Raw genomic sequence first — 25,955 nt, forward strand, 5'->3', positions numbered from 1 at the left:
CGGCGTGCCCGCACGGCCGCGCTCGCCCGAACGGCCGCACCGGCCCGTGGGCCGGCCCGTGCGGTCCGCCGGGGAAGGGCGGAAGAATGGGGGAATGAGTCAGTCCGCGCATTCCGCCCAGCCGTCCGGCACCTCCGAGGGCGTGCAGCCGTCCGTGGGGTCGATCGCCGCCTCCCGTCCGCACGCCGTGAACGTCCCCACGCTCGGTGTCAGCTCGCTGGCCGGTGCCATGGACCCGGACCTGGACTCGGAGCCGGACTCCTACGACCCCGACGCCCAGGACGCCGCCGACCTGCCGCAGGGCCGCTTCCTGGAGCGGGAGCGCAGCTGGCTGGCGTTCAACGAGCGGGTGCTGGAGCTGGCCGAGGACCCGGACGTCCCGCTCCTCGACCGCGCCAACTTCCTGGCGATCTTCGCCGGCAACCTCGACGAGTTCTTCATGGTCCGCGTCGCCGGGCTGAAGCGGCGCATCGCGACGGGTGTCGCCAACCGCTCGGCGTCCGGGCTCCAGCCGCGTGAGGTCCTGGAGCTGATCTGGACGCGCTCGCGCGAGCTGATGGCCCGGCACGCGGCCTGCTACCAGCAGGACGTCGCCCCGGCGCTGGCCGACGAGGGCGTGCACCTGATCCGCTGGGCGGAGCTCACGGAGAAGGAGCAGGCGCGCCTCTTCACGCTGTTCCGGCAGCAGATCTACCCCGTGCTCACGCCCCTCGCGGTCGACCCGGCGCACCCCTTCCCCTACATCTCTGGCCTGTCGCTGAACCTCGCGGTCGTCGTGCGCAATCCCGTCAGCGGGCACAACCACTTCGCCCGCGTGAAGGTGCCGCCGCTGCTGTCCCGGTTCCTGGAGGCCTCGCCGCAGCGGTACGTGCCGCTGGAGGACGTGATAGCCGCCCACCTGGAGGAGCTGTTCCCCGGGATGGACGTGCTGGCCCACCACATGTTCCGCGTCACCCGCAACGAGGACCTGGAGGTGGAGGAGGACGACGCCGAGAACCTGCTCCAGGCCCTGGAGAAGGAGCTGATGCGGCGCCGCTTCGGGCCCCCGGTGCGGCTGGAGGTCGAGGAGTCCATCGACCCGTACGTGCTGGACCTGCTGGTGCGCGAGCTGAAGGTCTCGGCGTCCGAGGTGTACCCGCTGCCGGGACCGCTGGACCTCTCCGGCCTCTCCGCCATCGTCTCTCGCGTCGACCGCCCCGAGCTGCGCTACCCGAAGTTCATCGCCGGGACGCACCGGGACCTGGCCGAGGTGGAGTCGGCGTCGGCGCCGGACATCTTCGCCGCGCTGCGGGAGCGGGACGTCCTCCTGCACCACCCCTACGACTCGTTCTCCACGTCCGTGCAGGCGTTCCTGGAGCAGGCGGCGGCCGACCCGGACGTCCTGGCGATCAAGCAGACCCTCTACCGGACCTCCGGCGACTCGCCGATCGTCGACGCGCTCATCGACGCCGCCGAGTCCGGCAAGCAGGTGCTCGTGCTCGTCGAGATCAAGGCGCGCTTCGACGAGCAGGCCAACATCAAGTGGGCGCGCAAGCTGGAGGAGTCCGGCTGCCACGTCGTCTACGGCCTGGTGGGACTCAAGACCCACTGCAAGCTCTCCCTCGTCGTGCGGCAGGAGGGCGACCAGCTGCGCCGCTACGCCCACGTCGGCACCGGCAACTACCACCCGAAGACGGCCCGCCTGTACGAGGACCTGGGCCTGCTGACGGCCGACCCGCAGGTCGGCGCGGACCTCTCCGACCTGTTCAACCGGCTCTCCGGCTACTCGCGGCGCGAGACCTACCGCCGGCTGCTGGTCGCGCCGACGTCACTGCGCGACGGCCTGGTCTCCCGGATCACCAAGGAGATATCCCACCACCGCGCCGGACGGCCCGCGTTCGTGCGGATGAAGGTCAACTCGATCGTCGACGAGGCCGTCATCGACGCCCTGTACCGCGCCTCGCGGGCCGGGGTGCCCGTGGAGCTGTGGGTGCGCGGGATATGCGCCGTGCGGCCGGGCGTCCCCGGGCTCAGCGAGAACATCCGCGTCCGCAGCGTCCTCGGCCGCTTCCTCGAACACTCCCGCGTCTTCGCGTTCGGCGCCGGCGGCGACCCGGAGGTGTGGATCGGCAGCGCCGACCTCATGCACCGCAACCTCGACCGCCGCATCGAAGCGCTCGTGCGCGTCACCGACCCCGCCCACCGGGCGGCGCTCAACCGGCTGCTGGAGACCGGCGTGGACGACGCCACCGCCTCCTGGCACCTCGGCCCCGACGGTGACTGGACCCGCCGGGCCACCGACCCCGAGGGCCGGCCGCTGCGCAACGTACAGGAAATGCTCATCGACGCCCGGAGGCGCCGACGTGGCCCCACGACATGACCTCACGGCCGACGGCACCAAGCCGTCGGCCGCCGCGGCACCGCGCGCCCTGGTGCCGCACGCCCCCGGGCCCCGCACGGAGCGGCCGGGCCCGGGCGGCGCCGAGGGGGAGAGGCCGCCCGCCGTCGGCGGCACCGCCGGCGAACTGCTGGCGGGCTACCTGCACCACCAGGCCGCCGAGCTGCTGCGGGCCCTGCGGATGCACGAGGAGACGGCCGGCAGCGCCGAGGCCGCGGCCGAGGCCGCCCAGGCCGTCCGGCACCTGCGCCGCGCCGCCCGCCGCATCAGCGGCACCCTGCACACCTTCCGGCGGCTGCTCGACACCGCCTGGGCCGACGAACTCGCCGGGGAGCTGAACTGGCTCTCCGAGCTGCTGACCCGCGAGTACGACTACGGCAACCGGCTGGAACGGCTCCTGGCCGCGCTGCACCGGCTCTCCTCGGCACCCGGGGAGCCGGACGGCACCCGGAGCGCCGGACGTCCCGGGGTGGGCGCGGCCCGGGCGGGGGCCCTGCTGGAACGCCAGCTGACGCTGCTCCGCACCCGCGCCCACTCCGCCGCCCTCCAGGCCCTCGGCTCCGGCCGCTTCCACGCGGTCGCCGACGCCGTCGCCGTCCTGGCCTCCGAGGTGCCGCTGGCGGGCGAGCCGGACGGCGCGGCCACGGGAGCGGTGGCGGCCGACGGCGGCGTCGCGCGGCCCGCCGCGGTCGTCCTGCGGCCGAGCGCCGAGCAGGCCCACCGGCGGCTGGTCGACGCCGTCGACTCGCTGCCGTTCGGGCCCGGCGCCCTCGCCCACACCCTCACCGTCGCCGAGGACCGCTACGACGGCGCCTGGCACCACGTCGGCACGCTGCTGCGGCAGGTCCGCTACGCACAGGAGGTCATGGGGGAGGAGAGCCCCCCGCTGACGACGGCCGCCCGCCACCTGCGGCGGCACCGGGAGGCGGCGGAGGCCGCCGCTGCCGCCGCCTCGGCGGGCCGCACGCCCCGCATCGCCCCGGCCACCGCCTACGCGCTCGGGGTCCTGCACGCCGACCAGCGGCATGAGGTGGAGGCCGCACGATTGGCGTTCTGTCGCGTCTGGCATCCCTCGGGAGGCGCCGATCATGCCCCCCTCCACGTCTGACGCCGCGCCGCGCGGCGCGCCGGTCCACGCGGCCGGCTGCGTCCTGTGGCGCGCGGAGCGTGGCGACCCGGCCGTGGACGACGCGGTCGACGGCCACGCCGCCCTCGACGCCGCCGTCGATGTGGCCCTCGTCCACCGGCCGAAGTACGACGACTGGTCCCATCCCAAGGGCAAGCTTCATCCGGGCGAGAGCGCCGAGGCGGCGGCCGTGCGCGAGGTCCGCGAGGAGACGGGCGCGCGGTGCGTCCTCGGCGCCCGTCTCCCCACCGTGCGGTACGCGGTGGAGGGGCGTCCGAAGACGGTCGACTACTGGGTCGCCGAGGCGGTGTCCGGCTCGTTCGTCCCCAGCCGTGAGATCGACCGCGTCGCCTGGCTGCCACCCGGGCGGGCCCGGCTCCTCCTCACCCACCCCCGCGACCGCGCCCTCCTCGACGCCGCCCTCACCGCCCTGACCCGCTGAGCGCGCCGTCTGCGGGGGATCTACCGGTGAGGGGTGCTCCGGTTGCGCGCCGGGAGCTTGATCGCGTTCCGTACCCGGTGATCCACTCGGCAATCTTTACGGTGTGAGATTCTTGAGAAGTCCCTAGATGGGCCGCAGGTTGCAGAGGCGCTACGGGACTGGCGCGCCTGCATGGATGGCGAAGGTTTCGAGTACGGGCATCCGTACGAGGCGAATGATGCCAGTGAGCCTTTGCCATCCTCGCGCCGAGCTGGCCGGATGGAGGGCGAGGAGGGCCAGATGGCTCTCTCCAGTTCGTGGGCGGCCCAACTCATAAGGTCTCCCCCCCCCATTTTCGGCGATCAACAATTCACTCGGAAATGGCGACACAAGCAATCACTAGACCTGGCCCCACAAGCCAATGGAGCCGTGGTGTCACAAAGATGGCCCCGCCGAGGACGAGGACGGCCCCGGCCGTCAGATGGACGGCAGCCTCCGGCCTGCGGGTGCGGCGGAGGTCAGCCACGGTCGATCTCGATTCCGGCGCAGTCACGAGCCCAGAGACGGACCTCAGCCCCGTGCACCATGACGCGTTGACACACGGTGAAGTGGCTCTGAAGTGTCTCCCGTTTGATCTTCTCCTGAGACGTCTGGTCCAACGGCTGGCCCGCGGGGTCGGTCAAAGCGATCACCCGATCCTCAGCGAGAATCCGACGACGGATCTGATCGCCCGGGTACTCGACACCGCGGAGTGTTCCCGAAGCTGCGGGCGACTGGGCCAACGCGATGTCGTTGAGCCGGCCGTAGAGGACCGGGTCGTGCAGGACCCAGTCTCGACGGCGAGCCGGCATCAGGAGCACAGCGTCGCCTGGTTGTGCGATCTCATTCACCACTTCGCTGATGGCAAGTACGTTGTCCTTGCGGGCTTCTGGGGAGCGGATGGTCGCGTGCCATGGGGCGAGGAACGCGATCACGACCGCGGGGATCGCAGCGACCGCGGCCCAGCTGTGGAGTGGCCGGCGGTGGTACTTGCGAAGCCCGTCAGAGTGGAGCGCTCGGTCTCCGGCGGCTCCGACGAGAAGGGCGAGGCCGGCCATGGAGTACATGACGTACCGGTCGACGTAGTACGGTTTGATCATCGAAATGAGCATGAGCAGCCCTGTCGGCACGACGAGCAAGGGCAAGGCCACGTCTCGTAGGGCAAGTGAGCCTCGTGCGGTCGGCTTCACCGTGCTCAGGAGAATACCGACAGAGGCGACAGCGATAAACCCGGCCCATTCCACCAACCCGGGGCGGGAGAGCCAACCGAGCTGTGCTTCTGCCTGCCCGACAGCGAGGAGCCCCAGAGGGGCGCTTCCTGCTCCCACGCAGAACACCGAGAGCAGGAAGCGCCGTTGGATCACGCTTGACACGCGGGTCAGGCGCAGCGTCACCCCGTGCGCCACCACAGCGAGCACGGCGAACAGGTTGAGCCAGCAACCCAGGGTCGCCACGATGGCGTATCCGCCCCAGAAGCCCGGGTGGCCGCCCTGAACGGCGCGCACGAAGAACCAGGAGGACCACACCACGCAAGCGGCCACAAGAGCGTAGGAGCGGCCCTCCAGCGCGTAGTCCTGCACCATGGGCGTCGATGCGTACGCCATCCCCGCGAGGAAACCCGCTCGCGGAGAGACAAGTCGTCCCGCTACAGCGGCGACACCGACTGTCGCCACTGCGGTGGCCAGTACGGACGGCGCGCGAAGTGCGACCGTTCCCCCGTCCCACAGTGCGAACCAGCCGTGCACCATCAGATAGTGGAGCGCGTGGACGGCGTCAATGTCTTGAACGAGCAGCCACAGTTCGCTCAGAGAGCGATGTGCCACGCTTTCGGTGACCGCCTCGTCCCGCCACATGGAACCGCCGCGTCGTGTTCCCCAGGCGCCTAACCCAAGGCTCAGCAGGGCGGGCAGCACGAGGGTGAGCCACCGGCGATCCCGTCTCGGCGCCGGCGGCATCGTGGTCGGCTGGTCAATGGTCTTCGCTTGAACTGCCGAAATGGTGTTCCCCCCTCTTTCGGTCCTTACGTCAGACCGGTGCTTCCGTGGTCAGCCCGGTGCGCGACAGCCTGAACAGTACGGCGACTGCCGCAGGTAGTGGCGTCAGACCTTCGAAGATCAGCCAGACTCGTGAACCCCGGATCCGGGAACCTGTTCAGACGATTAGCAGCACGAGGTGGAGGCCGCGCGATTGGCGTTCTGTCGCGTCTGGCGCCACTCCGGAGGCGCCGATCACGCCCCCACGTCTGACGCCGGCCGCGCGGCGCGCCGGTCCACGCGGCCGGCCGCGTCCTGTGGCGCGCGCGGCCGTGGGCCGTCGCCCTCGTCCACCGGCCGAAGTACGACGACTGGTCCCATCCCAAGGGCAAGCTGCATCCGGGCGAGAGCGCCGAGGCGGCGGCCGTGCGCGAGGTCCGCGAGGAGACGGGCGCGCGGTGCGTCCTCACCGCCCTGACCCGCTGAATCCTCGGCCCGCGTTTCCGTCCCTGCGGGGTTCCGCCTCAGTCCGAGGAGGGGGGTCGGTTGCGCCCGAGTCGTTCGTGGGCGTCGACGAAGTCTCCGGACACGACGGCGGAGACCGTCGAGAGATCCAGAGCGAGAGCGAAACCGGCGATGATCTCCGCCAGTCGCTGGGAACCTCCCTGACCGGTGCACCCCATCATGGCCAGGAACTCGTTCTGTGTGGGCAGGCCGGTCCCCCCTCCGACGGTGCCGAGGGTCAGGCCGGGCAGGGTGATGCAGGCGTGGACGCCGTCCTTCGTGCGTTCGAGCGTGAAGTGCCCCACGCTGGATTCGTGGGTGCAGGCGATGTCCTGGCCTGTGGCCGTGAAGACCGCCGCGACGATGTTGGCGGTGTTGGCGTTGGACCCGAGCGTTCCGCTGTGGACGGCTCCCGCCATGATGTGCTGGTGCCCGGAGACGAGAGCATCAGGTGTGGTTTTCAGGACGCGTTCGACAACCTCAGTCGGCAGGACACAGTCGGCGACGACGCGTGTTCCACGGCCCTCGGCCACAGCCTGGGCGGACGCCTTCTTGTCGCCGGACGAGTTGCCCTCGATGATGAAGGACTCGAAGTCCTCCTCGGCGACCAGGCGCCGTTGCCCCATGAGCCACTGGCAAGCATGCCAGGTACCGACAGTCGTCATGTTCTGCCCGGCCGCCTCCCCCGTGGTGTAGCGGAACCTCAGGTGTACGGTTCTGCCGAGCAACACGGGCTCGATCGATAAGAGTTCGGCGTGCCGGGAGATCTCGCGCACCTTCTCGCGCAGCTCGCCGAGGTGTTGGGGGACGGCGGCGGCGAAGCGGCTTGCCCCGGCCAGCCGTGAGAACACGAAGACCGGAGCACGCGTGATGGCCTGAAAGGCAGTACGGGTACTCACGCCGCCCGACAGGGTCAGAGCCAGAGCACCCCGTGTCGCCGATGCCACCAACGCGCCTTCGGTCGTCGCCAGAGGGGCGTAGATCTCGCCCCGCACCACGGGCCCGTCGAACAGCAGGGGCCCGGCCACGCCGACCGGGATCTCGACGGAGCCGACCAGCCCCTCGATGTTCCCTGACAGTTGTTCGGGGTCGAGCCGGGTGTGTTGCAGCGTGCCCAACGCCGTTCCCGTCACCTCACGGAGCCACGTCAAGCGGGAGACACGTGCTGCCTCCGTGTGTAGGCCCTTGCCCGGCACGAATCGTTGCGCTCTTCCCGATGGAGACGTACCGCTTACGTGTTCACCGCTTCCGGAACTCATGGCCATCACCTTCCTCCTATGGGAAGGCTTCCCCGATATCCTTGAGCAGACCCCCGTTTCGGACCTTCGCGACTTGTCCGGCCCGTTCACTCGCCCAGCGGCGCCAGGGCCGCCCAGGGGAGGGTGATCTCGCCCTGGCGCCAGCGGGTGGCGGTGTCGGCCACGGGCCAGCGGGCCGAGACCGCGCGGACGGCGGCGATCCAGCGCTGGCGGGCACCGAGCGGGGCCAGCGGGGCGGCGGACGCCCAGGCGGCGTCGAAATCGGTGAGGAAGGCGTGCACCGGCTCGCCGGGGACGTTGCGGTGGATCAGCGCCTTCGGGAGACGTTCGGCCAGATCGGAGGGGCGTCCGAGGGCCGCGAGCCGGGCGGCGAACGTCACGGTGCGCGGACCCTCGGGGCCGAGGGCGACCCAGACGTGGCGACGGCCGATCTCGTCGCAGGTGCCCTCCACGAGCAGGCCGCCGGGGGCCAGCCGTGCGCACAGCCGTGCCCAGACGGCGGGGACGTCGGCCTCCGGGTACTGCCGCAGGACGTTCGCCGCGCGGATCAGGGTCGGCCGCTCCGGCAGCGGCACCTCGAACCCGCCGCGCACGAAGCTCAGCCCGTCCCGCAGGTAGGGCGCGGCGGCGGCCACCCGGTCGGGGTCGATCTCCACGCCGGTCACACGGACGTCGGCCCGCACCCGGCGCAGCCGCTCCAGCAGCTCGACGGCCGTCCAGGGCGCGGCGCCGTAGCCGAGGTCGACGGCCAGCGGCGCGGTGGCGCGACGCAGCGCGGGCGCGTGCGTGGCGGCGATCCAGCGGTCCATGCGGCGCAGCCGGTTCGGGTTGGTCGTGCCGCGCGTGACGGTCCCCACCGGGCGCGGGCGGGAGGCGGCGGGCGAGGGCATGGAGGCCAGCGTACGGCTCCGTGCCGCAGGTCACGGTTGGGCAAAATCGGGAAGAGCGGGCAACCGTCCGGCGTTGCCGCCCGGAGGAACAGCCGTACCAGGAGTCCGCCAGACCGTCGGCCTTAGGGAGAGCACAGGGTGAGCTCGTACGTCACGAGGCTCGGACGGCGGCTGGGGCTTCCCGGCAGGGTGCCCCGCCGCGTCGCCATGCTCAGCGTCCACACCTCCCCGCTGCACCAGCCGGGTACGGGGGACGCGGGCGGGATGAACGTCTACATCGTGGAGCTGGCCCGGCAGCTGGCCCAGCTCGGCATCGAGGTGGAGATCTTCACCCGCGCCACCACCGGCGGGCTCGCGCCGGCCGTGGAGCTGGCGCCGGGCGTGCTGGTGCGGCACGTGGACGCCGGGCCCTACGAGGGGCTGAAGAAGGAGGAGCTGCCCGCGCAGCTGTGCGCCTTCACGCACGGCGTGATGCAGGCGTGGGCCCGGCACCGGCCCGGCCACTACGACCTCGTCCACTCGCACTACTGGCTGTCCGGCCATGTGGGCTGGCTGGCGGCGCAGCGCTGGGGGGTGCCGCTGGTGCACGCCATGCACACGATGGCGAAGGTGAAGAACGCGGCGCTCGCCGAGGGGGACGCGCCCGAGCCGGCGGCCCGCGTCATCGGGGAGACGCAGATCGTGCGGGCCGCCGACCGGCTGGTGGCCAACACCGCCGAGGAGGCCGGGGAGCTGGCGCGGTACTACGACGCCGACCCGGCCCGCACCGCCGTCGTCCACCCGGGCGTCAACCTGACGCGCTTCCGCCCCGCCGACGGACGGGCCGCCGCACGGGCCCGGCTGGGCCTGCCGCAGGACGCCCTCGTCCCGCTGTTCGCGGGACGCATCCAGCCGCTGAAGGCCCCGGACATCCTGCTGCGCGCGGTGCACCTCCTGCTGGAGGAGGACCCGGGGCTGCGCGGACGGCTGGTCGTGCCCGTCGTCGGCGGCCCGTCCGGCAGCGGAATGGCCCGGCCGGAGGGGCTGCAGAAGCTGGCGGCGAAGCTCGGCATCGCGGACGTCGTCCGGTTCCGGCCACCGCTCGGGCAGGAGGCGCTGGCGGACTGGTACCGGGCGGCGAGCGTCCTGGTCATGCCGTCGTACAGCGAGTCGTTCGGGCTGGTGGCGATCGAGGCGCAGGCGTCGGGCACACCGGTCGTGGCCGCCGCCGTCGGCGGGCTGCCGGTGGCCGTCCGGGACGGGCTGACCGGCTACCTCGTCGCCGGGCACGACCCGGCGGACTACGCCCGCGCCCTGCGCCGGTTCGCCGCCGAACCGGACCGCGTCACCCGAATGGGGGCGGCGGCGGCGGAGCACGCGCGGGGCTTCGGCTGGGCCGCCGCCGCCCGCAGGACCGCCGACGTCTACGCCGACGCGCTCGCGGCGCGGCGAGGTCGCCTACGATCGCTGCATGTCTGACGCCGCCGCAGTGATCGAGCAGACGCTCGCCGACGCCGAGCTGGAGTGGGAGTCGCCGAAGCCGGGCACCTACGTCGTCACCCTGCCGGGCACGCGCAAGCTCTCCACCACGTGCCAGCTCATCGTCGGCGCGCACTCCCTGTCCGTGAACGCGTTCGTGATCCGCAACCCCGACGAGAACCACGAGGGCGTCCACCGCTGGCTGTTGGAGCGGAACACCCGTCTGTACGGGGTGAGTTACGCCATCGACCACCTCGGGGACGTCTACCTCGTCGGACGGCTGCCGCTCGCCGCCGTCACGCCCGAGGAGCTCGACCGCATCCTCGGCACCGTGCTGGAGAACGCCGACGGCTCGTTCAACCACCTGCTGGAGCTGGGCTTCGCCGGGGCCATCAAGCGCGAGTACGCCTGGCGGACCTCCCGGGGGGAGTCCACCCGGAATCTGGCCGCCTTCACCCGCCTGACCGGGGAGAACCGCGAGTAACACCGGCGCCGGCTGCGGGCGTCCCCGGTGCACGTCTTCCCGGTCCGGGACGGCGGGGGTAGGGTCCCGAGTCACGATCCCGCAACGCGGAGATCACGGTCGGGCACGTCGTCGTGACCGTCCGGGGCTCCGTGCTGCCCCGCACGTCCTCCCGACCCGCACGGAGACGGATAGCCGATGACGGCAACGAGCGCCACGCCCGCCCAGCCCTCCCCGTCCGCCGCCGCGACCACCCCACCGGCGGCGGGGGCTCCGGAGGACGCGCTGCCCCGGCCGACGCGGTTCGCCGACGTCAAGGGCTGGTTCTTCCCCGCCGACCAGCACCTCTTCGCCTGGTTCCTCGACCGCCAGGAACGCCTCGGTGAACCCGGTGACCTGCTGGAGCTCGGCTCCTACCTGGGCAAGAGCGCGATCTTCACGGGCGCCCGGCAGCGCCCCGGCGACCGCTTCACCGTCTGCGACCTCTTCGACGCCCCGGCCGAGGACGCGGCCAACGCCCGCGAGATGCGCGCCTCCTACGCCACGCTCAGCCGCCGCTCCTTCGAGGCCAACTACCTCGCCTTCCACGACGCACTGCCGACCGTCGTGCAGGGCCTCACCTCGGTGATCCGCGACCACGTCCCGGACGCGAGCTGCCGCTTCGCCCACATCGACGCCTCCCACCTCTACGAGCACGTGCGCGCGGACATCGAGGCCGTCGGCGCCATGCTCGCCCCGCACGGGATCGTCGCCCTCGACGACTACCGCTCCGAACACTGCCCCGGCGTGGCCGCCGCCACCTGGGAGGCCGTGCTCGTCGGGCGGCTCCAACCCGTCTGCGTCAGCGGCAACAAGTTCTACGGGACGTGGGGCGACCCGCGGCCCGTCCGGGCCGACCTGCTGGAATGGCTCTCCGGACAGCAGGACCTGTGGTTCGAGGAGCAGTCCGTCGCCGGGCACCCGCTGATCCGCGTCAAGCCCCGCAAGGGCGCCGCCGAACCGCCGCAGCCCGCTCCCCGGCACGCCGCCGGCGCGTCGGCGGCCTCGGCCACCTCGACGTCCGCCCCGCCCACCCGCCGTGCCGCCCGCCCCGCGCCGAGGCCCCGGGGACCGCTCGGCGCCGTCCGTCGCGTGGCGGTCGACCTGCTCCCGCCGATCGTGACCCGCGCCCTGCTCTCCGCCCTCCGCCGCCGCTGACACCGAGGCCACCGCTCCGCCCTGAGCGCGGGCGCAGCACGGTGCCTCGTCAGGCAGAGGCCCTCGACACGACCCGGACCAAGGAGCAACGGTCGGACATCGCCGGGCAGCGGCCATGCGCGGAGGTCCGGTGGGCACGCATGCTGGTCTCTGCTCACAGGGACGGGGGCGTCGGTGGAAGCGACCAGGAACCGCGGCGTGGCGCGCGCACGCACGGGATTCGGCCTGGCGGTGACGGTCGTTCTGCTGCCGTTCGGTGGCTACGGGCTGGTCAGGGCGGGGGCCCGAAGGAGCTTCGATCGTGGTCGGCCTGCCGTCCGTGATCGTCTGTTCCGTCCTGCTACCGGCTCCGCCCTTCTGCTTCCGACGGTGTTCGGGAGCTTGTACGTGGTTGCCGTACTCCGCCTCGGCGGGCAGTGAGGCGTCCGGCGACGGGCGCACCGATGAGTTCTCCGTTCCACGGGAGTCCTACCGGTGGCAACAAGCAGCACAGCCGTACGGCCCCTACGTGAACCGGAGAGATGACGATGTCAACAGCCCGAGAGCAGTCAGCCGGAGTCGAGGCCCGTGTCGTCTCCGCCGACGGCACCGAGATCGCATGCGAGCAGTCGGGGCGCGGGCCGGCCGTCATCCTGGTCGCCTCGGCGCTGGCGGACCGCTCCGACACGACCAAACTGGCGGCTCTCCTCGCCCGGCACTTCACCGTCGTCAACTACGACCGGCGCGGCCGGGGTGCCAGCGGCGACGCCGACGCGTACACCGTTGACCGCGAGGTCGAGGACATCGCGGCGCTGGTCGAACACGTCGGCGGTGCGGCGTCGCTGTTCGGCTCGTCCTCGGGGGCGGTCCTCGCCCTGCGCGCGGCCGCCGCAGGAGTGAACGTCGAACGCCTGGCTCTGTACGAGCCGCCGTTCGTGGTCGCCGAAGGCGACGACGGACCGCCCAGGGATCTCGCGCGGCAGGTCACCGGGCTGCTTGCGGAAGGTCGGCGCAGTGACGCGGTCAAGTACTTTATGACCAGGGTGCAGGGCATGCCCCGCCTCGCCGTGTCCTTCATGAGGCTCATGCCGAAGACGTGGGCGAACCTCACCGGGCTGGCCGGCACGCTGCCCTACGACATCGCGGTCATGGGCGATACCCAGCAGGGCAGGCCGCTCGATGCCCGGGAGTGGAAGGGGGTGGCCGTACCCACCCGTGTACTGACCGGCGGCAAGAGCCCGGCCGCGTTCCGGCGCGCCGCCCTCGCCCTCACCGAGGTCCTGCCGCAGGCCGACCACCGCACCCTGCCCGGACTCAACCATGGCGCCGTCGTCATGGCCCCGAGGAAGATCGCCCCGCAGATCACCGAGTTCATGAAGGGATGAGCGTGTCGTGCGAGCGGTGCGGCGGCGCTCGGCGCCCCGTCATGCTCGGAGCGGGGCGCGCCCCGCCGCCGGTTGACCGCCGGACCCCGGGCGACCACACCGGACGAAACGGCCCACGGTCACCACATCGGGGTGCTGCGGGGAGCGCCCGATAGGCTCGCGGGTGGAGCCACACACCGGGGGAGTGACCGCACCATGTCCCAGCCGCCGGAGCCCGAGACCGGGCCGCAGCCGCCGTCCGACCCGCCGGTGCGCGGCCTGACGCCGGAGGCCGAAGCGCTGTACCGGGCGCTGCTGCTGGGCGGACGTGCCCCGGGCGTCGGGGCCGTCGACGGCGCCGACCCGGCCGGGGGCTCCGGAGGCGTGCTGGCGGAGCTGGAGCGGCTCGGCCTCCTGGCCCGCGACGCCGACGGCGTGCTCCGCGTCCGTCCGCCGCGTCTCGCCCTGGAGCGGTGGGCGGCGGAGCGCGAGTTGGAGGCCGTGCGGGCGCGGCAGAGCGCCGACGACCTCTCCCGCCTCTACACCGTCCACACCGGGGCGGGCGCCCAGTTCGCCGAGGTGCTGGAGGGTGAGGAGGCCGTCGTCGGCACCTTCGAGGCCATGCAGGCCGAGGCGCGGGAGCAGATCCGGGGTTTCGAGCGGGGCTCCTACCTGCGTCCGGAGGAGGTCGGGCCGAACCCGGCGCAACTGCCGTCCATGGAGCGCGGCGTGGCCTACCACGTCGTCTACGACGCGGCCTTCCTCCAGACGGAGGTGGGGCTGCACTCCTTGCAGGAGGCCGTCCGGGCCGGGGAGAACGCCCGCGCCTTCCCCGGTGTCCCGATGAAGCTCGTCATCGCCGACTCCTCCCGCGCCCTCATCTCCGTGCCGCCGCGCTCAGGGCACGGCGTGATGGCGCTGCTCGTGCACCCCTCCATGCTGCTGGACGCGATCATCGAACTGTTCGAGGCGTTCTGGCGGCTGGCGGTCCCCGTCGGGGCCGTGCCCGGCCGTGCCGGTGTGCCCGTCGGGTCGGAACCCAGCCCGGACACCCAGCGCCTGCTGGCCCTGCTGAGCGCGGGTTCGACGGACGAGGCCATCGCCCGTGACCTGGGTGTCAGCCAGCGCACCGTCCACCGCAGGGTGAGCCGACTGCAGGAACTCCTCGGCGCGCGCACCCGGTTCCAGCTCGGTGTGCAGGCCGCGCGGCGGGGCTGGCTCTGACACCGAACTTTTGTCGGAAACCCGTCATGACGGGAACCCGACATGTCCACGGGCTTCCGCGCAGGTGGCGCCGCCGGTCAGGGTGACGCGACGCTCCCGCCCGGCGGACCGTACCCGGGCCGGGGCGACCCCCTACCCCGGAAGGACCCTGCGTGTCTGCTCGTAGACGCCTCCCCGCGCGCCGTGCCCTGGGCGCCACCGCGACCGCCCTCGCCGCCACCCTGCTCGTCACGCCGCTGGGCGCGGGCCAGGCGTCCGCCGCCCCGGCCGCCCCGAAGTCGGCCGATCCCGACACCGCCGCACTGGCCGGAGCCCTCACCGACCAGGAGATCGACTGGGAGGAGTGCGCCTTCCCGGGGCTGGCGAAGGAGAGGGCCGACAGCCTGCGCACCGTCGAGGGGCTCGCCTGCGCCACCGTCACGATGCCGCTCGACTGGCACGACGCCGACAACGGCAGGACGATCGACGTGCGCATATCCCGCACGCGGACCAGCGACCGGGACGACCGCGACCGCCAGGGCATAGCGCTGGTGAACCCCGGCGGGCCCGGCGGCTCCGGTCTGCCGTGGGGCGCGGCCATGGCGCAGCGCGCCCCCGAACTGGCCGAGTACTACGACTTCGTCGGCTTCGATCCACGCGGCGTCGGTCAGAGCACTCCGCTGACCTGCACCTACACCGTCCCCGACGACCCCTCGGACCAGGACGCCGTGAACCGCGCCAAGGTCGAGGGCTGCATGGACGGCGGCCTCGCCCCCTTCATCACCACCGAGCAGACCGCCTACGACATGGACTTCATCCGCGTCCTGCTCGGCGAGCCGAGGATGAGCTACATCGGCTACTCCTACGGCACCTGGCTCGGCACCTGGTACGCGGCGACGTTCCCCGGGAAGTCCCACCGCTTCCTGCTCGACTCCTCCACCGACGTCACCGAGCGCTCCCTGGAGCGCACCTGGGACCTCCAGCCGCCCAGCCGTGACCGGCAGTTCCAGGAGGCCCTGCTGCCGTACATGGCCCGCAACGACGACGTCTACGGCCAGGGCACCGACCCGATGAAGATCCGTGAGCACTTCGAACGGGCGGGCGGCACGCGCGAGTTCATCGGCCAGCTCTTCATGGCGTACTACATCATCCCCGCCATGTACAGCACCGACCAGTACCCGACGGCCGCCTCCGCCGTGGCCGCCATCGCCGCCGACGGCATCCCCGAGGAGGGCACCGAGGAGCAGGCCGTCGAGACGGTCATCGACAACATCCTCGCCGTCGACCCGCTCACCGCCGACCAGCGCGCGTTCGTCGCCGAGGCGAAGGCCGACATCCTGGAGGCCGTGGAGGCCCGGCAGGACGGTCCGGGCGCGGCGGCGGCCACCGAGACGTTCGACGCCACCTTCGAGGCCATCCGCTGCCAGGACGGCCAGTGGAACCAGAACCTCGACCACTGGCAGCGCTGGCTGAAGCGGCAGGAGCGGCACGCCCCGCTGATGGCGCCGTTCAACTCCACGCCGCTGTGCGCCTACTGGCCCACCGACAACCGGATGCCGAAGGCGAAGAAGAAGACCTTCCCCGAGGTGATCGTCCTGCAGTCCGAGCTGGACGCGGCCACCGCCTACGAAGGTGGTCTCGCCACCGCCAAGGGGCTCCCGGGCGCCGCGATGATCAGCGTCGACAACGAGGGCAGCCACGGCCTGTTCCCCTACGGCACCACCTGTGTCGACATGCCGGTGATCAACTACTTCCTCACCGGCCAGCTGCCGCGCAAGGACTTCACCGGCTGCCAGGCCCTCCCGCTCCCCGGCGAGGAGGAGACCGTCGAGGTGGCCGGCGAGATGAAGAAGAACGGCAAGATCAAGCTCCGGATGCGCACCGACGAGGTCCGCGAGGCGAACCGCCTGGTGCGTGACCTGCTGCGCGAGGCGAACACCCCGGAGCCCTCCGAGGCCGCCGCCTCGCAGTCCTCCGGCGCCGAGGTGTCCCAGTCCTCCGAGGCCGGAGCCTCCCAGTCCTCCTGACGCGCCACCCCCCCGGGGCCGGGCCGCACACCAGCGGCCCGGCCCCTTCGCGTCGTCGGGCCACCCCCGGGGCCCGGCCCGCCCCCCGCGCGGGTCGGACCGCCGGGCGGTCCCCGTCGGGTCGGACGGGGCCCGGGCATCGTCCCCAACCCGGCCGCGTCCGCCCCTATTCCGCGTTCCGCGTTCCGGGTTCCCGGTTCCGCGTTCCGCGCCGCCACCCGACCGAAGCGGGCACGGATGGTCGGGTGCGGAGCACGGCCGCCTCCCTAGCGTGAGGCGTGTCAAGGGAAGGAGACCGGGGTGCTGGAGCGGCTGAACGAGGCCATGGGCCACATCGAGGACCACCTCGACGGGCGGATCGACCCGGAGGAGCTGGCCCGGATCGCCTGGACGTCCCCGTACCACCTGCGGCGGATGTTCTCCGCGCTGGCGGGGCTGCCGCTCTCGGAGTACGTCCGCAGGCGCCGCCTGACCGTCGCCGCCGCCGAAGTGATGGCGGGCGAGCGGACGCTGCTGGAGATCGCGCTCCGGTACGGCTACGGGTCCGGCGAGGCGTTCGCGCGGGCGTTCCGTGCCCTGCACGGCGTCGGACCGGCCGAGGCCCGCAGGAGCGGGGCCGTACTGGAGTCCCAGCCCCGGATGTCCTTCCGCCTCATCATCGAGGGGAGCAGCAGCATGCGGTACCGCATCGTGGAGAAGGACGCCTTCACCGTCGTGGGGAGGAAGGCCCGTGTCCCCCTCGTCCACGAGGGGGTCAACCCGGCCATCGCCGCGTTCATCCGGGGCCTCGGCGCCGGGACGGTCAGCCGGATCGAGGCCCTCTCGGACACCGAGCCCCACGGCGTCGTCGGGGTCACGGACGACCTGGCCGACAGCCGGGCGGAGGGCACGGAACTGGACTACTACCACGCCGCCGTCACCTCGCGGGCCCCCGAGGACCTGGACGGGCGGGACGGAACGGACGGCGCGGACGGTCTCGACACCCTGCGCGTCCCGTCCGGCACCTGGGCCGTCTTCGACGGCGACGGCCCGTTCCCCGCCGCGCTGCAGAACCTGTGGCGCGACGTGTACACGCAGTGGTTCCCCTCCAACCCGTACGCCTCCCGGCCCGGGCCGGAGCTGCTGCGCACCCGGCTGTCCGCCGACGGCGCCACCGCCGACGCCGAGATCTGGATCCCCGTCGGCCGCACCGCGTCCTGACCGGCGGCGCGGTAGCGTGCCGTGCATGGTGGACGACGCGGTGGTGCGGGTGGCGCACACGGCGCAGTGCGGCCCGGAGCTGCTCGGCGCCGCGCGCGAACTGGTGGTGGCGGCCTTCGCCGGTGACTTCGCGGACGAGGACTGGGAGCACGCTCTCGGCGGCCTCCACGTCCTCGTCAGCGAGGAGGACCGCCTCGTGGCGCACGGTGCGGTCGTGCAGCGGCGGCTCCTGCACGGCGGGCGGGCGCTGCGCACCGGGTACGTGGAGGGCGTCGCGGTGCGCGCGGACCGGCGGCGCGCGGGGTACGGGGGACTGGTCCTCGGCCGGTTGGAGGACGTCGTGCGCCGGGCGTACGACCTCGGCGCGCTGGCCTCCACCGAGGCGGGGCTGCCGTTCTACGCGGCCCGGGGCTGGCAGGTGTGGCGGGGGCCGACGTCCGCGCTCACTCCGGCCGGCCGGGTGCGCACGGAGGACGACGACGGCGGCGTCTTCGTCCTCCCGGTCCCCGGCGTCCCGCTGGACCCGGACGGGGAGCTGACCGCCGACTGGCGCGACGGCGACGTGTGGTGACCGCGTGTCGGCGGCCGGTGTGCTCCCGGGCGGTGGCCCGGGAGCACCGGGCGGTGGTTCAGCAGCCCGCCGTGCGTGCGTACCAGCCGGGACGGGTCTCGGTGAGTGAGGTGAGGGTGTAGATGTTCCACAGTCCGAGGGCGTCGCCGGAGCCGACGGCGTAGGCGTGGCCGTAGCGGACGGTGGCCCGCCCCGCCGTGACGTGGGCGTAGTTGCTGGCCGTCACGCACGCGGGCGTACCCGGGTCGCCCGGATCGCCGGGGTCGCCCGGGTCCGAGGGCCCGTCGCCGACGCCCCAGTCGGCGGTGATGGTCGACGTCGAGCACAGCACGTCCGCGAAGTAGGTGCCGGAGGTGCCGCAGCCCTCGCCCGGCCGGACCGGCACGGCGTGGCCCATGCCGGACGCCGTGTAGTGGCGGACGGCGACGCCCGCCGGGCCGTCGTACGTCGTGCGGGTGACGTTCCCCGGCAGCGTGGTGGAGCCGTCGGGCGTGGCGTCCGTGCCGTGCACGTCGGTCCACTGCTTGACGGACTCCGTGGCGTTGGCGGGACGCACGGTGCCGTCGGCGCTGCCGTGCCACACGGCGACGGACGGCCAGGGCCCGTCGTACCCCGGGTTCTCGGCGCGCACGAGGTCGCCCCAGCGCTCCGGGGACTTCGTCACGCCGGGGTTCATGCAGCCGAACGCGCCGATCATGTTCGTGGCGCAGCCGTGCGGCACCCCGGCGAGCACCGCGCCGCCCGCGAAGACGTCCGGGTAGGCGGCGAGCACGGAGGACGCCATCGCGCCGCCGCCGGAGAACCCGGCGACGAACACCCGGTCCGGGTCGGCGTCGGCGGCGGCGACGGTGTGCGCCACCATCTGGCGCAGCGAGAGCGCCTCACCCCGGCCGCGCGAGGTGTCGCCGGGCTCGAACCAGTTGAAGCAGCGGGAGGCGTTGTTGCCCGTCTCCTGCTGGGCGGCGACGAGCGCGAAGCCGCTCGTCCCGGCGTCCCGGAGCCACCCGGAGGCGCCCGCGTACTCGGCGGCGCTCTGCCCGCAGCCGTGCAGGACGAGGACGACGGGCGCGCCGGTGGGCAGGTCGTCGGGCAGGTGCCGGTACATCGTCAGGGCGCCCGGGTTCGAACCGAACCCGGTGACGCGTTCCAGGGCGGGTTCGGCGGCGTGCGCGGTCGTGGCGAGGCCGGTGAGCGTCGCGAGGGGCAGGGTGAGGGCGGCGAGCAGGGCGGCGGCCCGGCGGAGTGGTCGTGGAGCTCTCATCGTGGGAATCCTTCGGCCTGAGGTCCTTCGTGGAGCCGGCGGTGGGGGAGGGGACGGGGGTGTCCCGCACCGTAGGGCGGTGAGGTGCGCTCCCCGAACGTGTCGTCCGCACACCGCGCGCGGCCCTCCGGTGGCCGTGGGGCACATTGCTGGCCGGTGCCGGGGGGCGGAGGCTGCCGTGTCAGCACACCGTCGCGGCCCGCGCCGCGCAGGCCACGCACCACGAGGAGCCCGCCGCCATGCCCAGACCCTTCGCCGTCCGGAGCGACCGCCTCCGCCCGTCCGCCGCCGGACCGTCCGCCGTCCCCGCCCGTCGTGCGCGGCGCGGCGGGCGGCGCCCCCTGCTCGTCGCCGTGGCGCTCGCCGCGTCGGCCGCGCTGACGGCCTCCTGCTCCAGCCCCGGCGCGAGCGCGGGCGCGGGCGCGTCCGACGAGGTGAAGGTCGCGCTGGTGACCTCTGTGAGCGGGCCGCTGGCCGGCTACGGCGAGCAGTACCTCCAGGGCTTCGAGGCCGGGCTGGACCACGCGACGGGCGGCACGGGCGAGGTGGACGGCGTCCGGATCACCGTCCTGGAGGACGACGACGCGGGCGACCCGGCGAAGGGCGTCTCCCTCGTCAAGAAGCGCATCGGGCAGGGCGTGCCGATCATCGCCGGGACGGTCGTCTCCGGGGTGGCCACGCAGATCGCGCCGGTCGCCGCGCAGAACCGCACGCTCTACGTCTCGGGCCCCGCCGCCACCGACGCCCTGACCGGCATCAACGACTACACCTTCCGCTCGGGCCGCCAGACCTACCAGGACGTCGTCACGGCCCGGGAGATCCTGGCCGCCGAGGAGGGCGCGGAGGGCGGCAAGGACGTCGTCGTGCTCGCCCAGGACAACGCCTTCGGGCAGGCCAACGCGGCCGCCGTCGAGGAGGTCCTGGGCGGCGACGGGACGACCGTCACGCCCGTGCTCGCCCCGCCGGGCGCCACCGACCTGACGCCCACCGCCCGCAAGGTCCTGGCGGCCGAACCGGACATGGTGTTCGTGGCGTGGGCCGGGGACACCGCGCAGTCGATGTGGTCCACCCTCGAACAGCAGGGCGTCCTGGAGGAGGCCACCGTCGTCACCGGGCTGGACATCCGCGCCGGCTACCCGGCCTTCGGCGCGGCCCGCGACCGGGTCACCCTCCTCGCGCACTACGTGCCCGGCGCGACGAACACCCCCGAGGCGGAGGCCATGCGCGCCTACTTCGAGGAGAAGGGCTGGGAGGAGGACCTGTTCAGCCCGGACGGCTTCACCGCCGCGCAGCTGGTCGTGCGGGCGGTCGAGGCGGGCGGCCGGGACGGTGACGTCGAGGCCATGGTCGAGGCGCTGGAGGGTTTCGCGTTCTCCGGGGTGAAGGGGCCGACCCGCGTGCGCGCCGAGGACCACGCGCTTCTCCAGCCCATGTTCCAGGCCGCGTTCGACGGCGACCTCCCCTCCGTCACCCGCACGCTGGAGCCCGGCAAGGTGGCTCCGTGACGGCCGCCGCTCCGGTGCTGGAACTGGCCGGGCTGAGCTGGCGGATCGGCGCCGTCCGCATCGTCGACGACGTCCACCTCGCCGTGCCCGAGGGCGAGTTCCTCGCCGTCATCGGCCCCAACGGGGCGGGCAAGACGTCGCTGTTCAACCTCGTCTCCGGGGTCCACCGGGCGACGTCCGGAGCCGTCCTCCTGGACGGTCGGGACGTGACGCGGCAGCCCCCGCACCGGCGGGCCCGCGGGGGCATCGCCCGCACCTTCCAGTCCTCCTCCGTCTTCGCCACCATGACGGTCGCCGAGCACGCGGAACTGGCCGCCCGCGCGGCCGGCGCCCGTCGCGTCACCGCCGCCGCGGTGACGCGACTCCTGGCCCGGGTCCGGCTGGAGCACCGTGCCGGGGACCTCGCGGCCGGGCTGAGCCACGGCGACAAGCGGAAGCTGGAGCTGGCCATGCTGCTCGCCCCCACCCTGGCCGGGGACGGGCCGCGGCTGCTGCTCCTGGACGAGCCCATGGCGGGCGTCGCGGCCGAGGAGACGTCCGAACTCAGCTCCGTACTACGGGAGTTGCATCAAGGGGAAGGACGGACCGTGCTCATGGTCGAGCACCACATGGACATCGTGCTGGGGCTGGCCGACCGCGTCGCCGTCATGCACCACGGACGGCTGCTGGCCGCCGGCACCCCCGCCGCCGTGATGGCCGACGCCACCGTCCAGGACGCCTACGTCGGGGAGGCCCTGTGAACGCCGCCGTGCCCCCGCCGCCGCTGCTGGAGATCGCCGGGCTGCACGCGGAGATCGCCGGCTCCCGCGTCCTCCAGGGCGTCGGCTTCACCGTCCCCGCCGCCGGGGTGACGGCCCTCCTCGGCCGCAACGGCGTCGGCAAGACGACCACGGTGCGCGCCGTCCTCGGGCTGCTGCCGGACGGCGGGCGCGTCACCGCCGGTACCGTCACCCTCGCGGGCGAGGACATCACCGGCGAGCCGACGCACGTCACCGTCCGGCGCGGGGTCGGCTACGCCCCCGAGGACCGGGGCGTGTTCGCGCAGCTGACCGTCGCGGAGAACCTGAAGCTCGCCGAACGCCCCGGCTCCGCGCACCACTACGACCTCGTGCACGACCTGTTCCCCGAACTGCGCGCCCGCCGCGCGCAGCGGGCCGGTTCGCTCTCCGGCGGACAGCAGCAGATGGTGGCCATCGCCCGCACCCTGCTCAACGACAACCGGCTCGTCATCGTCGACGAACCGACGAAGGGCCTCGCCCCGCGCGTCGTCACCGAGGTCGCCGAGGTGCTTCAGCGGGCGTCGCACCGTGTGCCGTTGCTGCTCGTCGAGCAGAACCTGGCCCTCGTGCGCCGCCTCGCCCGGGACGCCGTCGTGCTCGACGCCGGCCGCACCGTCCACACCGGCCCGGCCGCCGAGCTGCTGGCCGACCGGGAGCTGACGACGGCCCTCCTCGGCGTCGGCGCCCGTCCGGGCCACGCCACCACCCCCAGCGGAGGAGCCGCCTGATGGACACCTTCGTCCTGCTCACCCTCACCGGCTTCGGCCTCGGCGCCCTGTACTTCCTCATCGCCTCCGGACTCGCCCTCATCTTCGGGCTGATGGACGTGCTCAACTTCGCGCACGGTGCCTTCCTCACCGTCGCCGCCTACACCGCCTGGGCCACGGCCGACGCCGTGTCCGGCATGGGCGGGCTGCTGCTCGCCGCGCTCGTCGGCACGGCGACGGGGGTCGCGCTCGCCGTCGCCGTCGAGTTCGTGCTCATCCGGCGGCTGTACGGGCGGCCCAAGGAGCAGATCCTCGTCACCGTCGGCCTCTCCCTGGCCGTGCCCGCCGCCGTGCAGACGCTCGCCGGTGCGGACGCCCGTACCTTCCCGGTGCCGGACGCGCTGGCCGGCACCGTCGGCGTGCTGGGCGCGCAGGTCCCCGTCAACCGGTTCGCGCTCATCGGCGTCGCCCTGGCCGTGCTGATCGGTGTCCGGCTGTTCCTCGACCGCACCCGCTACGGGCTCGTCGTGCGGGCCGGGGTGGAGGACCGGGCCATGGTCACCGCGCTCGGCGTCGACGTGACGCGCGCGTTCACCGTCGTGTTCGCCCTCGGCGGCGCGCTCGCCGGCCTGGCCGGCGTCCTCGGCGGGCTGTACTTCGGCTCGCTCTCCCCGCACCAGGGCACCGGGCTGCTGGTCTTCGCGTTCGTCGTCGTCGTCATCGGCGGGCTCGGCTCCCTCACCGGCGTCGCCCTCGCGGCGCTCGCCGTCGGACTCACCCAGCAGTACGCCAACTACTACGCGGGCGGCTACGGCGACCTGGCCGTCGTCGCGCTGCTGGCCGCCGTCGTCCTGGCCCGCCCGGTGCCGGGCGCGCCGCGGGCCGCCGAGCGGCTGCGACGGCTGCTGCCCGCCCCGCCCGCCGCCCGCACCGAAGGAGGCCGCGCATGACGGTCACGTCCGCCCCGACCACCGCGCCGGCCCCCGGTGAGACCGGGCCGCCCGGCCGGGCGCGGCGGCGGGCCCTGCGCCCGGCCGCCGTCCCCGCCGCCGTGTTCCTCCTGCTGGCCCTCCTGCCCTACTCGGCGCTGGAGGTGCCCGTCCTGCTGGACGGCCCGCTCAACGCCCCCGGGTCGCTGCAACTCCTCGCGCTGTGCCTGGTGTTCGCCGGTCTCGCGCTGGGCTACGACCTCATGTTCGGCCGCACCGGGCTGCTCTCCTTCGGCCACGCCCTCTACATCGCGGGCGGCGCCTACGGCACGCGGCTCGCCATGACCGAGTGGGGCCTCACGCTCGTGCCGGCGGCGCTCCTCACCCTGCTGCTGGGCACCCTCGCCGCCGTCGTCCTCGGCGCGATCTCCCTGCGCACGCTCGCCCTCGGCGGCATCGGGTTCGCCATGGTGACGCTCGCGTTCGCCCAGGCCGGGTCCCTCCTCGTCGGCCGCAACCCCGGCGGGCTCACCGGAGGCGAGGAGGGGCTGCCCCTGCACGCCGCCGGGGTGCCGGAGGCGTTCGTGGGCGTGGCCAACACCGTTCACGTCTACTGGCTGGCGCTCGGCTACCTCACCCTGGTCGCCGCCGTCGTGTGGGGGGTCACCGCCCGCCCGGTGGGCCGGGTGTGGCAGGCGATCCGGGACAACGAGCAGCGCGTCGCCGTCCTCGGCCGCGACCCCTTCCGGTACAAGCTGGGCGCCTTCGTGCTCGCCTCCGCGCTCGCCGTGCTGGGCGGCGCCGTGCACCTCCTCGTCACCGCCGGGGCGACCCCGCACTCCAGCACCCCGACGTTCACCCTGACCCTCCTCGTCATGGTCGTGCTCGGCGGCAGCGGCACCCGGTGGGGGCCCGTCGTCGGCGGAGCGCTGTTCACCTTCCTCGACCAGCGGCTCGCCGCCTTCGCGGACGTCGCCGAGCCCCTGCTCGTCCTCGGCACGCTGTTCGTCCTCGCCGTCTACGCCGCCCCCGGCGGGCTGGTGTCCCTGCGCGCACGGCGGCGCGGGAGGACGGCGTGAGCGCCGGGCGTCCGCGCCGGGAGCTGGCCGTACCCGTCCGGGACGGCCGGCTCGCCGTCACCCACTGGCCGGGGGAGGGCGTGCCCGTCCTCGCGCTCCACGGCATCACCGCCAACGCCCTCGCCTTCGCCGACGTCGCCGAGGCGCTCGGTCCCGACGTCCCGGTGTACGCGCCCGACCTGCGCGGCCGGGCCGGCTCCGCCCACCTGCCGGGGCCCTACGGCCTCGCCGCCCACGTCGCCGACGTGCGCGCACTGCTGCACCACCTCGGCCACGCCCGCGTCGTCCTCCTCGGCCACTCCATGGGCGCGTTCGTCGCCGCGCTGGCCGCCGCCCGGCACCCGGAGCCGTTCCCGCACGTCGTCCTCGTCGACGGCGGCCTCGGCTTCCCCCCACCCGGGGGAACCGACGTCGACGCGCTCCTCGAAGCCGTCATCGGCCCCGCGATGCGGCGCCTGCGCATGACCTTCCCCGACCGGGACGCCTACCGCGCCTTCTTCCGCTCCCACCCCGCACTGGCGGCGCACTGGAGCGACCGCGTCCGGGCCCACGTCGACCGGGATCTCGTCGGCACCCCACCGGACCTGCGCAGCAGCTGCGTCCTGGACGCCGTGCGGGCCGACGGCGCGGACGTCCTGCACGACCCGGAGGTCCTCGCCGCCCTGCACCGGCCCCGGACGCGCGCCACCCTCCTGTGGGCCGAACGCGGCCTCCAGGACGAGCCGCGGGGCCTGTACGACGCCGAGCGGGTCGCCGCCGCCGCCCTCGACCCGCAGCGCGTCGACGTCCGGCGGGTGCCCGGCGCCAACCACTACTCCGTCCTGCTCACGCCCGCCGCGACGACGGCCGTGGCCGCCGCCGTCCACCGGGCCCGCACGACCTGCGCGTCGAAGGGACATGAGCCGCAAAAGACATAAAATGATCGTCTATGAGTGGTCTCGTGTACGTCCTGATCGTGGTGGGGGTCTGGATCTCCGTCGGGCTGCTCGCCGCCTGGTGGATGGCCCGCCGAGGCCACCGGCACTGGTCGTGGCCCGCCATGGGCGTCGTCTTCGGCCCCTTCCTGGCCCTCGCCGCGAGCGAGCGCGTCCAACGCCACCCCGACCTGCTCTCCCGCACCGACTCCGGTGCGCACGGGCCGGGCGGGCTGCGGGTGCTGGTCGGCGTGGACGGTTCGGCGGCCTCCCAGGCCGCCCTGGACCTCGCCGTCGAGCTGTTCGGCCCCTACGTGGAGACGCTCGTCGCCGCCGAGGTCGTCGGATACGACGCCGCCGAGGACGAGCACGACCCGAGCATCGCCGCCGCACGCGGCCGCCTCGCGGCCCTCGCCGAGCGCAGCGGGGGACGCGTGACCGAGTACGACGTCCTGTCCGGGCCCCCGGCGCAGGCGCTCGTCGGCTACGCCCGGGAACAGGGCCTCGACCTCGTCGTCGTCGGCAGCCACGGGCGGGGGCTCTCCCGCCGGCTGCTCGGCGACGTCGCCCACGCGCTGGTCCGGCAGACCACCGTGCCGGTGCTCGTGGCCGGCGGCCACCCCCGCCCGTCCGGCCGGTGAGCACCGGGGCACGCGTCACCCCGGCGCCGCCCCGACCCGGTGCGTGCGGCCACACCACACCACCGGGCCCAAGTGTGGACGGCGGACAC

The 25,955-nt window shown here is 73.6% G+C and carries 22 protein-coding genes and 1 pseudogene; 19 read left to right on the forward strand and 4 right to left on the reverse strand.

Going from position 1 to position 25,955, the window contains the following annotated elements; genetic code table 11:
• Nucleotides 1-94 precede the first annotated feature (94 nt).
• Genes IF129_RS14965 through IF129_RS14975 form a run of 3 tightly spaced genes read left to right on the forward strand, consistent with a single transcriptional unit; the run spans nucleotide 95 to nucleotide 3,945 of the window.
• Nucleotides 95-2,359, forward strand: coding sequence for an RNA degradosome polyphosphate kinase (locus IF129_RS14965; protein ID WP_191210157.1), 2,265 nt, complete (start codon nucleotides 95-97; stop codon nucleotides 2,357-2,359).
• A complete protein-coding gene (locus IF129_RS14970) occupies nucleotides 2,343-3,485 on the forward strand; it encodes a CHAD domain-containing protein (RefSeq protein ID WP_381480009.1) in 1,143 nt (380 codons plus the stop codon). Before IF129_RS14965 ends, IF129_RS14970 begins: the two co-directional genes overlap by 17 nt.
• Nucleotides 3,466-3,945, forward strand: a complete 480-nt coding sequence (locus tag IF129_RS14975) for an NUDIX hydrolase (RefSeq protein WP_191210158.1) — start codon at nucleotides 3,466-3,468, stop codon at nucleotides 3,943-3,945. The genes IF129_RS14970 and IF129_RS14975 overlap by 20 nt, the downstream gene beginning before the upstream one ends.
• 497 nt (nucleotides 3,946-4,442) lie before the next feature.
• Here the strand turns inward: IF129_RS14975 and IF129_RS14980 are convergent, their stop codons facing one another.
• On the reverse strand, nucleotides 4,443-5,876 hold the full coding sequence (locus IF129_RS14980; RefSeq protein WP_318153753.1) for a glycosyltransferase family 39 protein: 1,434 nt from the start codon (nucleotides 5,874-5,876) through the stop codon (nucleotides 4,443-4,445).
• Between the two features lie 375 nt (nucleotides 5,877-6,251).
• Here IF129_RS14980 and IF129_RS14985 point away from each other — a divergent pair.
• A pseudogene (locus IF129_RS14985) lies at nucleotides 6,252-6,401 on the forward strand (NUDIX domain-containing protein); the annotation flags it as partial.
• Nucleotides 6,402-6,460: 59 nt separating this feature from the next.
• Here the strand turns inward: IF129_RS14985 and IF129_RS14990 are convergent.
• Both IF129_RS14990 and IF129_RS14995 read right to left on the reverse strand, forming a co-directional pair.
• A complete protein-coding gene (locus tag IF129_RS14990; RefSeq protein WP_318153754.1) occupies nucleotides 6,461-7,705 on the reverse strand; it encodes a hydroxymethylglutaryl-CoA reductase in 1,245 nt (414 codons plus the stop codon).
• A gap of 80 nt (nucleotides 7,706-7,785) precedes the next feature.
• Nucleotides 7,786-8,589, reverse strand: a complete 804-nt coding sequence (locus IF129_RS14995) for a class I SAM-dependent methyltransferase (RefSeq protein ID WP_191210161.1) — start codon at nucleotides 8,587-8,589, stop codon at nucleotides 7,786-7,788.
• A gap of 138 nt (nucleotides 8,590-8,727) precedes the next feature.
• Here IF129_RS14995 and mshA point away from each other — a divergent pair, with 138 nt between their 5' ends.
• The 8 genes from mshA to IF129_RS15035 all read left to right on the forward strand — a co-directional run bounded on the left by mshA (nucleotide 8,728) and on the right by IF129_RS15035 (nucleotide 18,051).
• A complete protein-coding gene (gene mshA / locus IF129_RS15000) occupies nucleotides 8,728-10,047 on the forward strand; it encodes a D-inositol-3-phosphate glycosyltransferase (protein WP_318153755.1) in 1,320 nt (439 codons plus the stop codon).
• A complete protein-coding gene (locus IF129_RS15005) occupies nucleotides 10,040-10,531 on the forward strand; it encodes a type III secretion system chaperone family protein (protein WP_191210162.1) in 492 nt (163 codons plus the stop codon). The genes mshA and IF129_RS15005 overlap by 8 nt, the downstream gene beginning before the upstream one ends.
• A 177-nt stretch (nucleotides 10,532-10,708) precedes the next feature.
• Nucleotides 10,709-11,707 (forward strand): class I SAM-dependent methyltransferase, encoded by a 999-nt coding sequence (locus IF129_RS15010; protein WP_191210163.1) that lies wholly within the window; start codon nucleotides 10,709-10,711, stop codon nucleotides 11,705-11,707.
• A gap of 527 nt (nucleotides 11,708-12,234) precedes the next feature.
• Nucleotides 12,235-13,071 (forward strand): alpha/beta fold hydrolase, encoded by an 837-nt coding sequence (locus tag IF129_RS15015; protein ID WP_191210164.1) that lies wholly within the window; start codon nucleotides 12,235-12,237, stop codon nucleotides 13,069-13,071.
• Nucleotides 13,072-13,266: 195 nt separating this feature from the next.
• Nucleotides 13,267-14,274, forward strand: coding sequence for a helix-turn-helix transcriptional regulator (locus IF129_RS15020; protein WP_191210165.1), 1,008 nt, complete (start codon nucleotides 13,267-13,269; stop codon nucleotides 14,272-14,274).
• Between the two features lie 152 nt (nucleotides 14,275-14,426).
• Entirely contained in the window at nucleotides 14,427-16,280 is a 1,854-nt protein-coding gene (locus IF129_RS15025) for an alpha/beta hydrolase (RefSeq protein WP_318153756.1), read from the forward strand.
• A 300-nt stretch (nucleotides 16,281-16,580) separates the two neighbouring features.
• Nucleotides 16,581-17,480 carry an AraC family transcriptional regulator gene (locus IF129_RS15030; RefSeq protein WP_191210166.1) on the forward strand — a complete coding sequence of 300 codons (900 nt, stop codon included), beginning with the start codon at nucleotides 16,581-16,583 and terminating at the stop codon, nucleotides 17,478-17,480.
• A 25-nt stretch (nucleotides 17,481-17,505) separates the two neighbouring features.
• Nucleotides 17,506-18,051: a GNAT family N-acetyltransferase gene (locus tag IF129_RS15035; protein WP_191210167.1), complete on the forward strand. Its 546-nt coding sequence runs from the start codon at nucleotides 17,506-17,508 to the stop codon at nucleotides 18,049-18,051.
• A 58-nt stretch (nucleotides 18,052-18,109) separates the two neighbouring features.
• On the opposite strand, the gene IF129_RS15040 is transcribed toward IF129_RS15035, so the two are convergent.
• Entirely contained in the window at nucleotides 18,110-19,312 is a 1,203-nt protein-coding gene (locus IF129_RS15040; RefSeq protein ID WP_191210168.1) for an extracellular catalytic domain type 1 short-chain-length polyhydroxyalkanoate depolymerase, read from the reverse strand.
• A 239-nt stretch (nucleotides 19,313-19,551) separates the two neighbouring features.
• Between IF129_RS15040 and IF129_RS15045 the strand changes: the two genes are divergently transcribed.
• Genes IF129_RS15045 through IF129_RS15075 form a run of 7 tightly spaced genes read left to right on the forward strand, consistent with a single transcriptional unit; the run spans nucleotide 19,552 to nucleotide 25,866 of the window.
• On the forward strand, nucleotides 19,552-20,817 hold the full coding sequence (locus tag IF129_RS15045; RefSeq protein WP_191210169.1) for a substrate-binding domain-containing protein: 1,266 nt from the start codon (nucleotides 19,552-19,554) through the stop codon (nucleotides 20,815-20,817).
• A complete protein-coding gene (locus IF129_RS15050) occupies nucleotides 20,814-21,557 on the forward strand; it encodes an ABC transporter ATP-binding protein (protein ID WP_318153757.1) in 744 nt (247 codons plus the stop codon). The genes IF129_RS15045 and IF129_RS15050 overlap by 4 nt, the downstream gene beginning before the upstream one ends.
• Before the next feature lie 8 nt (nucleotides 21,558-21,565).
• Nucleotides 21,566-22,324, forward strand: a complete 759-nt coding sequence (locus IF129_RS15055; protein ID WP_191210333.1) for an ABC transporter ATP-binding protein — start codon at nucleotides 21,566-21,568, stop codon at nucleotides 22,322-22,324.
• A complete protein-coding gene (locus tag IF129_RS15060) occupies nucleotides 22,324-23,253 on the forward strand; it encodes a branched-chain amino acid ABC transporter permease (protein WP_191210170.1) in 930 nt (309 codons plus the stop codon). The genes IF129_RS15055 and IF129_RS15060 overlap by 1 nt, the downstream gene beginning before the upstream one ends.
• Complete coding sequence (locus IF129_RS15065) at nucleotides 23,250-24,311, forward strand: branched-chain amino acid ABC transporter permease (RefSeq protein WP_191210171.1); 1,062 nt, start codon at nucleotides 23,250-23,252, stop codon at nucleotides 24,309-24,311. Before IF129_RS15060 ends, IF129_RS15065 begins: the two co-directional genes overlap by 4 nt.
• The gene (locus IF129_RS15070; RefSeq protein ID WP_191210172.1) at nucleotides 24,308-25,228 is read left to right on the forward strand and encodes an alpha/beta fold hydrolase; all 921 of its coding nucleotides are present in this window, start codon (nucleotides 24,308-24,310) and stop codon (nucleotides 25,226-25,228) included. The genes IF129_RS15065 and IF129_RS15070 overlap by 4 nt, the downstream gene beginning before the upstream one ends.
• A gap of 11 nt (nucleotides 25,229-25,239) precedes the next feature.
• Nucleotides 25,240-25,866, forward strand: coding sequence for a universal stress protein (locus IF129_RS15075; protein ID WP_191210173.1), 627 nt, complete (start codon nucleotides 25,240-25,242; stop codon nucleotides 25,864-25,866).
• Nucleotides 25,867-25,955 lie beyond the last annotated feature (89 nt).

The sequence above is a fragment of the Streptomyces chumphonensis genome (assembly GCF_014779715.1).
Taxonomy (GTDB): domain Bacteria; phylum Actinomycetota; class Actinomycetes; order Streptomycetales; family Streptomycetaceae; genus Streptomyces; species Streptomyces chumphonensis.

Excerpts from the sequence above, each read along its gene's own strand:
- IF129_RS14995 (WP_191210161.1), bottom strand. The coding sequence starts at position 8,589 with ATGCCCTCGCCCGCCGCCTCCCGCCCGCGCCCGGTGGGGACCGTCACG.
- IF129_RS15045 (WP_191210169.1), top strand. The coding sequence starts at position 19,552 with ATGCCCAGACCCTTCGCCGTCCGGAGCGACCGCCTCCGCCCGTCCGCC.
- IF129_RS15020 (WP_191210165.1), top strand. The coding sequence starts at position 13,267 with ATGTCCCAGCCGCCGGAGCCCGAGACCGGGCCGCAGCCGCCGTCCGAC.
- IF129_RS14965 (WP_191210157.1), top strand. The coding sequence starts at position 95 with ATGAGTCAGTCCGCGCATTCCGCCCAGCCGTCCGGCACCTCCGAGGGC.
- IF129_RS14990 (WP_318153754.1), bottom strand. The coding sequence starts at position 7,705 with ATGGCCATGAGTTCCGGAAGCGGTGAACACGTAAGCGGTACGTCTCCA.
- IF129_RS15005 (WP_191210162.1), top strand. The coding sequence starts at position 10,040 with ATGTCTGACGCCGCCGCAGTGATCGAGCAGACGCTCGCCGACGCCGAG.
- IF129_RS15075 (WP_191210173.1), top strand. The coding sequence starts at position 25,240 with ATGAGTGGTCTCGTGTACGTCCTGATCGTGGTGGGGGTCTGGATCTCC.
- IF129_RS15065 (WP_191210171.1), top strand. The coding sequence starts at position 23,250 with ATGACGGTCACGTCCGCCCCGACCACCGCGCCGGCCCCCGGTGAGACC.
- IF129_RS15040 (WP_191210168.1), bottom strand. The coding sequence starts at position 19,312 with ATGAGAGCTCCACGACCACTCCGCCGGGCCGCCGCCCTGCTCGCCGCC.
- IF129_RS15035 (WP_191210167.1), top strand. The coding sequence starts at position 17,506 with ATGGTGGACGACGCGGTGGTGCGGGTGGCGCACACGGCGCAGTGCGGC.
- IF129_RS15060 (WP_191210170.1), top strand. The coding sequence starts at position 22,324 with ATGGACACCTTCGTCCTGCTCACCCTCACCGGCTTCGGCCTCGGCGCC.
- IF129_RS15015 (WP_191210164.1), top strand. The coding sequence starts at position 12,235 with ATGTCAACAGCCCGAGAGCAGTCAGCCGGAGTCGAGGCCCGTGTCGTC.
- IF129_RS15010 (WP_191210163.1), top strand. The coding sequence starts at position 10,709 with ATGACGGCAACGAGCGCCACGCCCGCCCAGCCCTCCCCGTCCGCCGCC.
- IF129_RS14975 (WP_191210158.1), top strand. The coding sequence starts at position 3,466 with ATGCCCCCCTCCACGTCTGACGCCGCGCCGCGCGGCGCGCCGGTCCAC.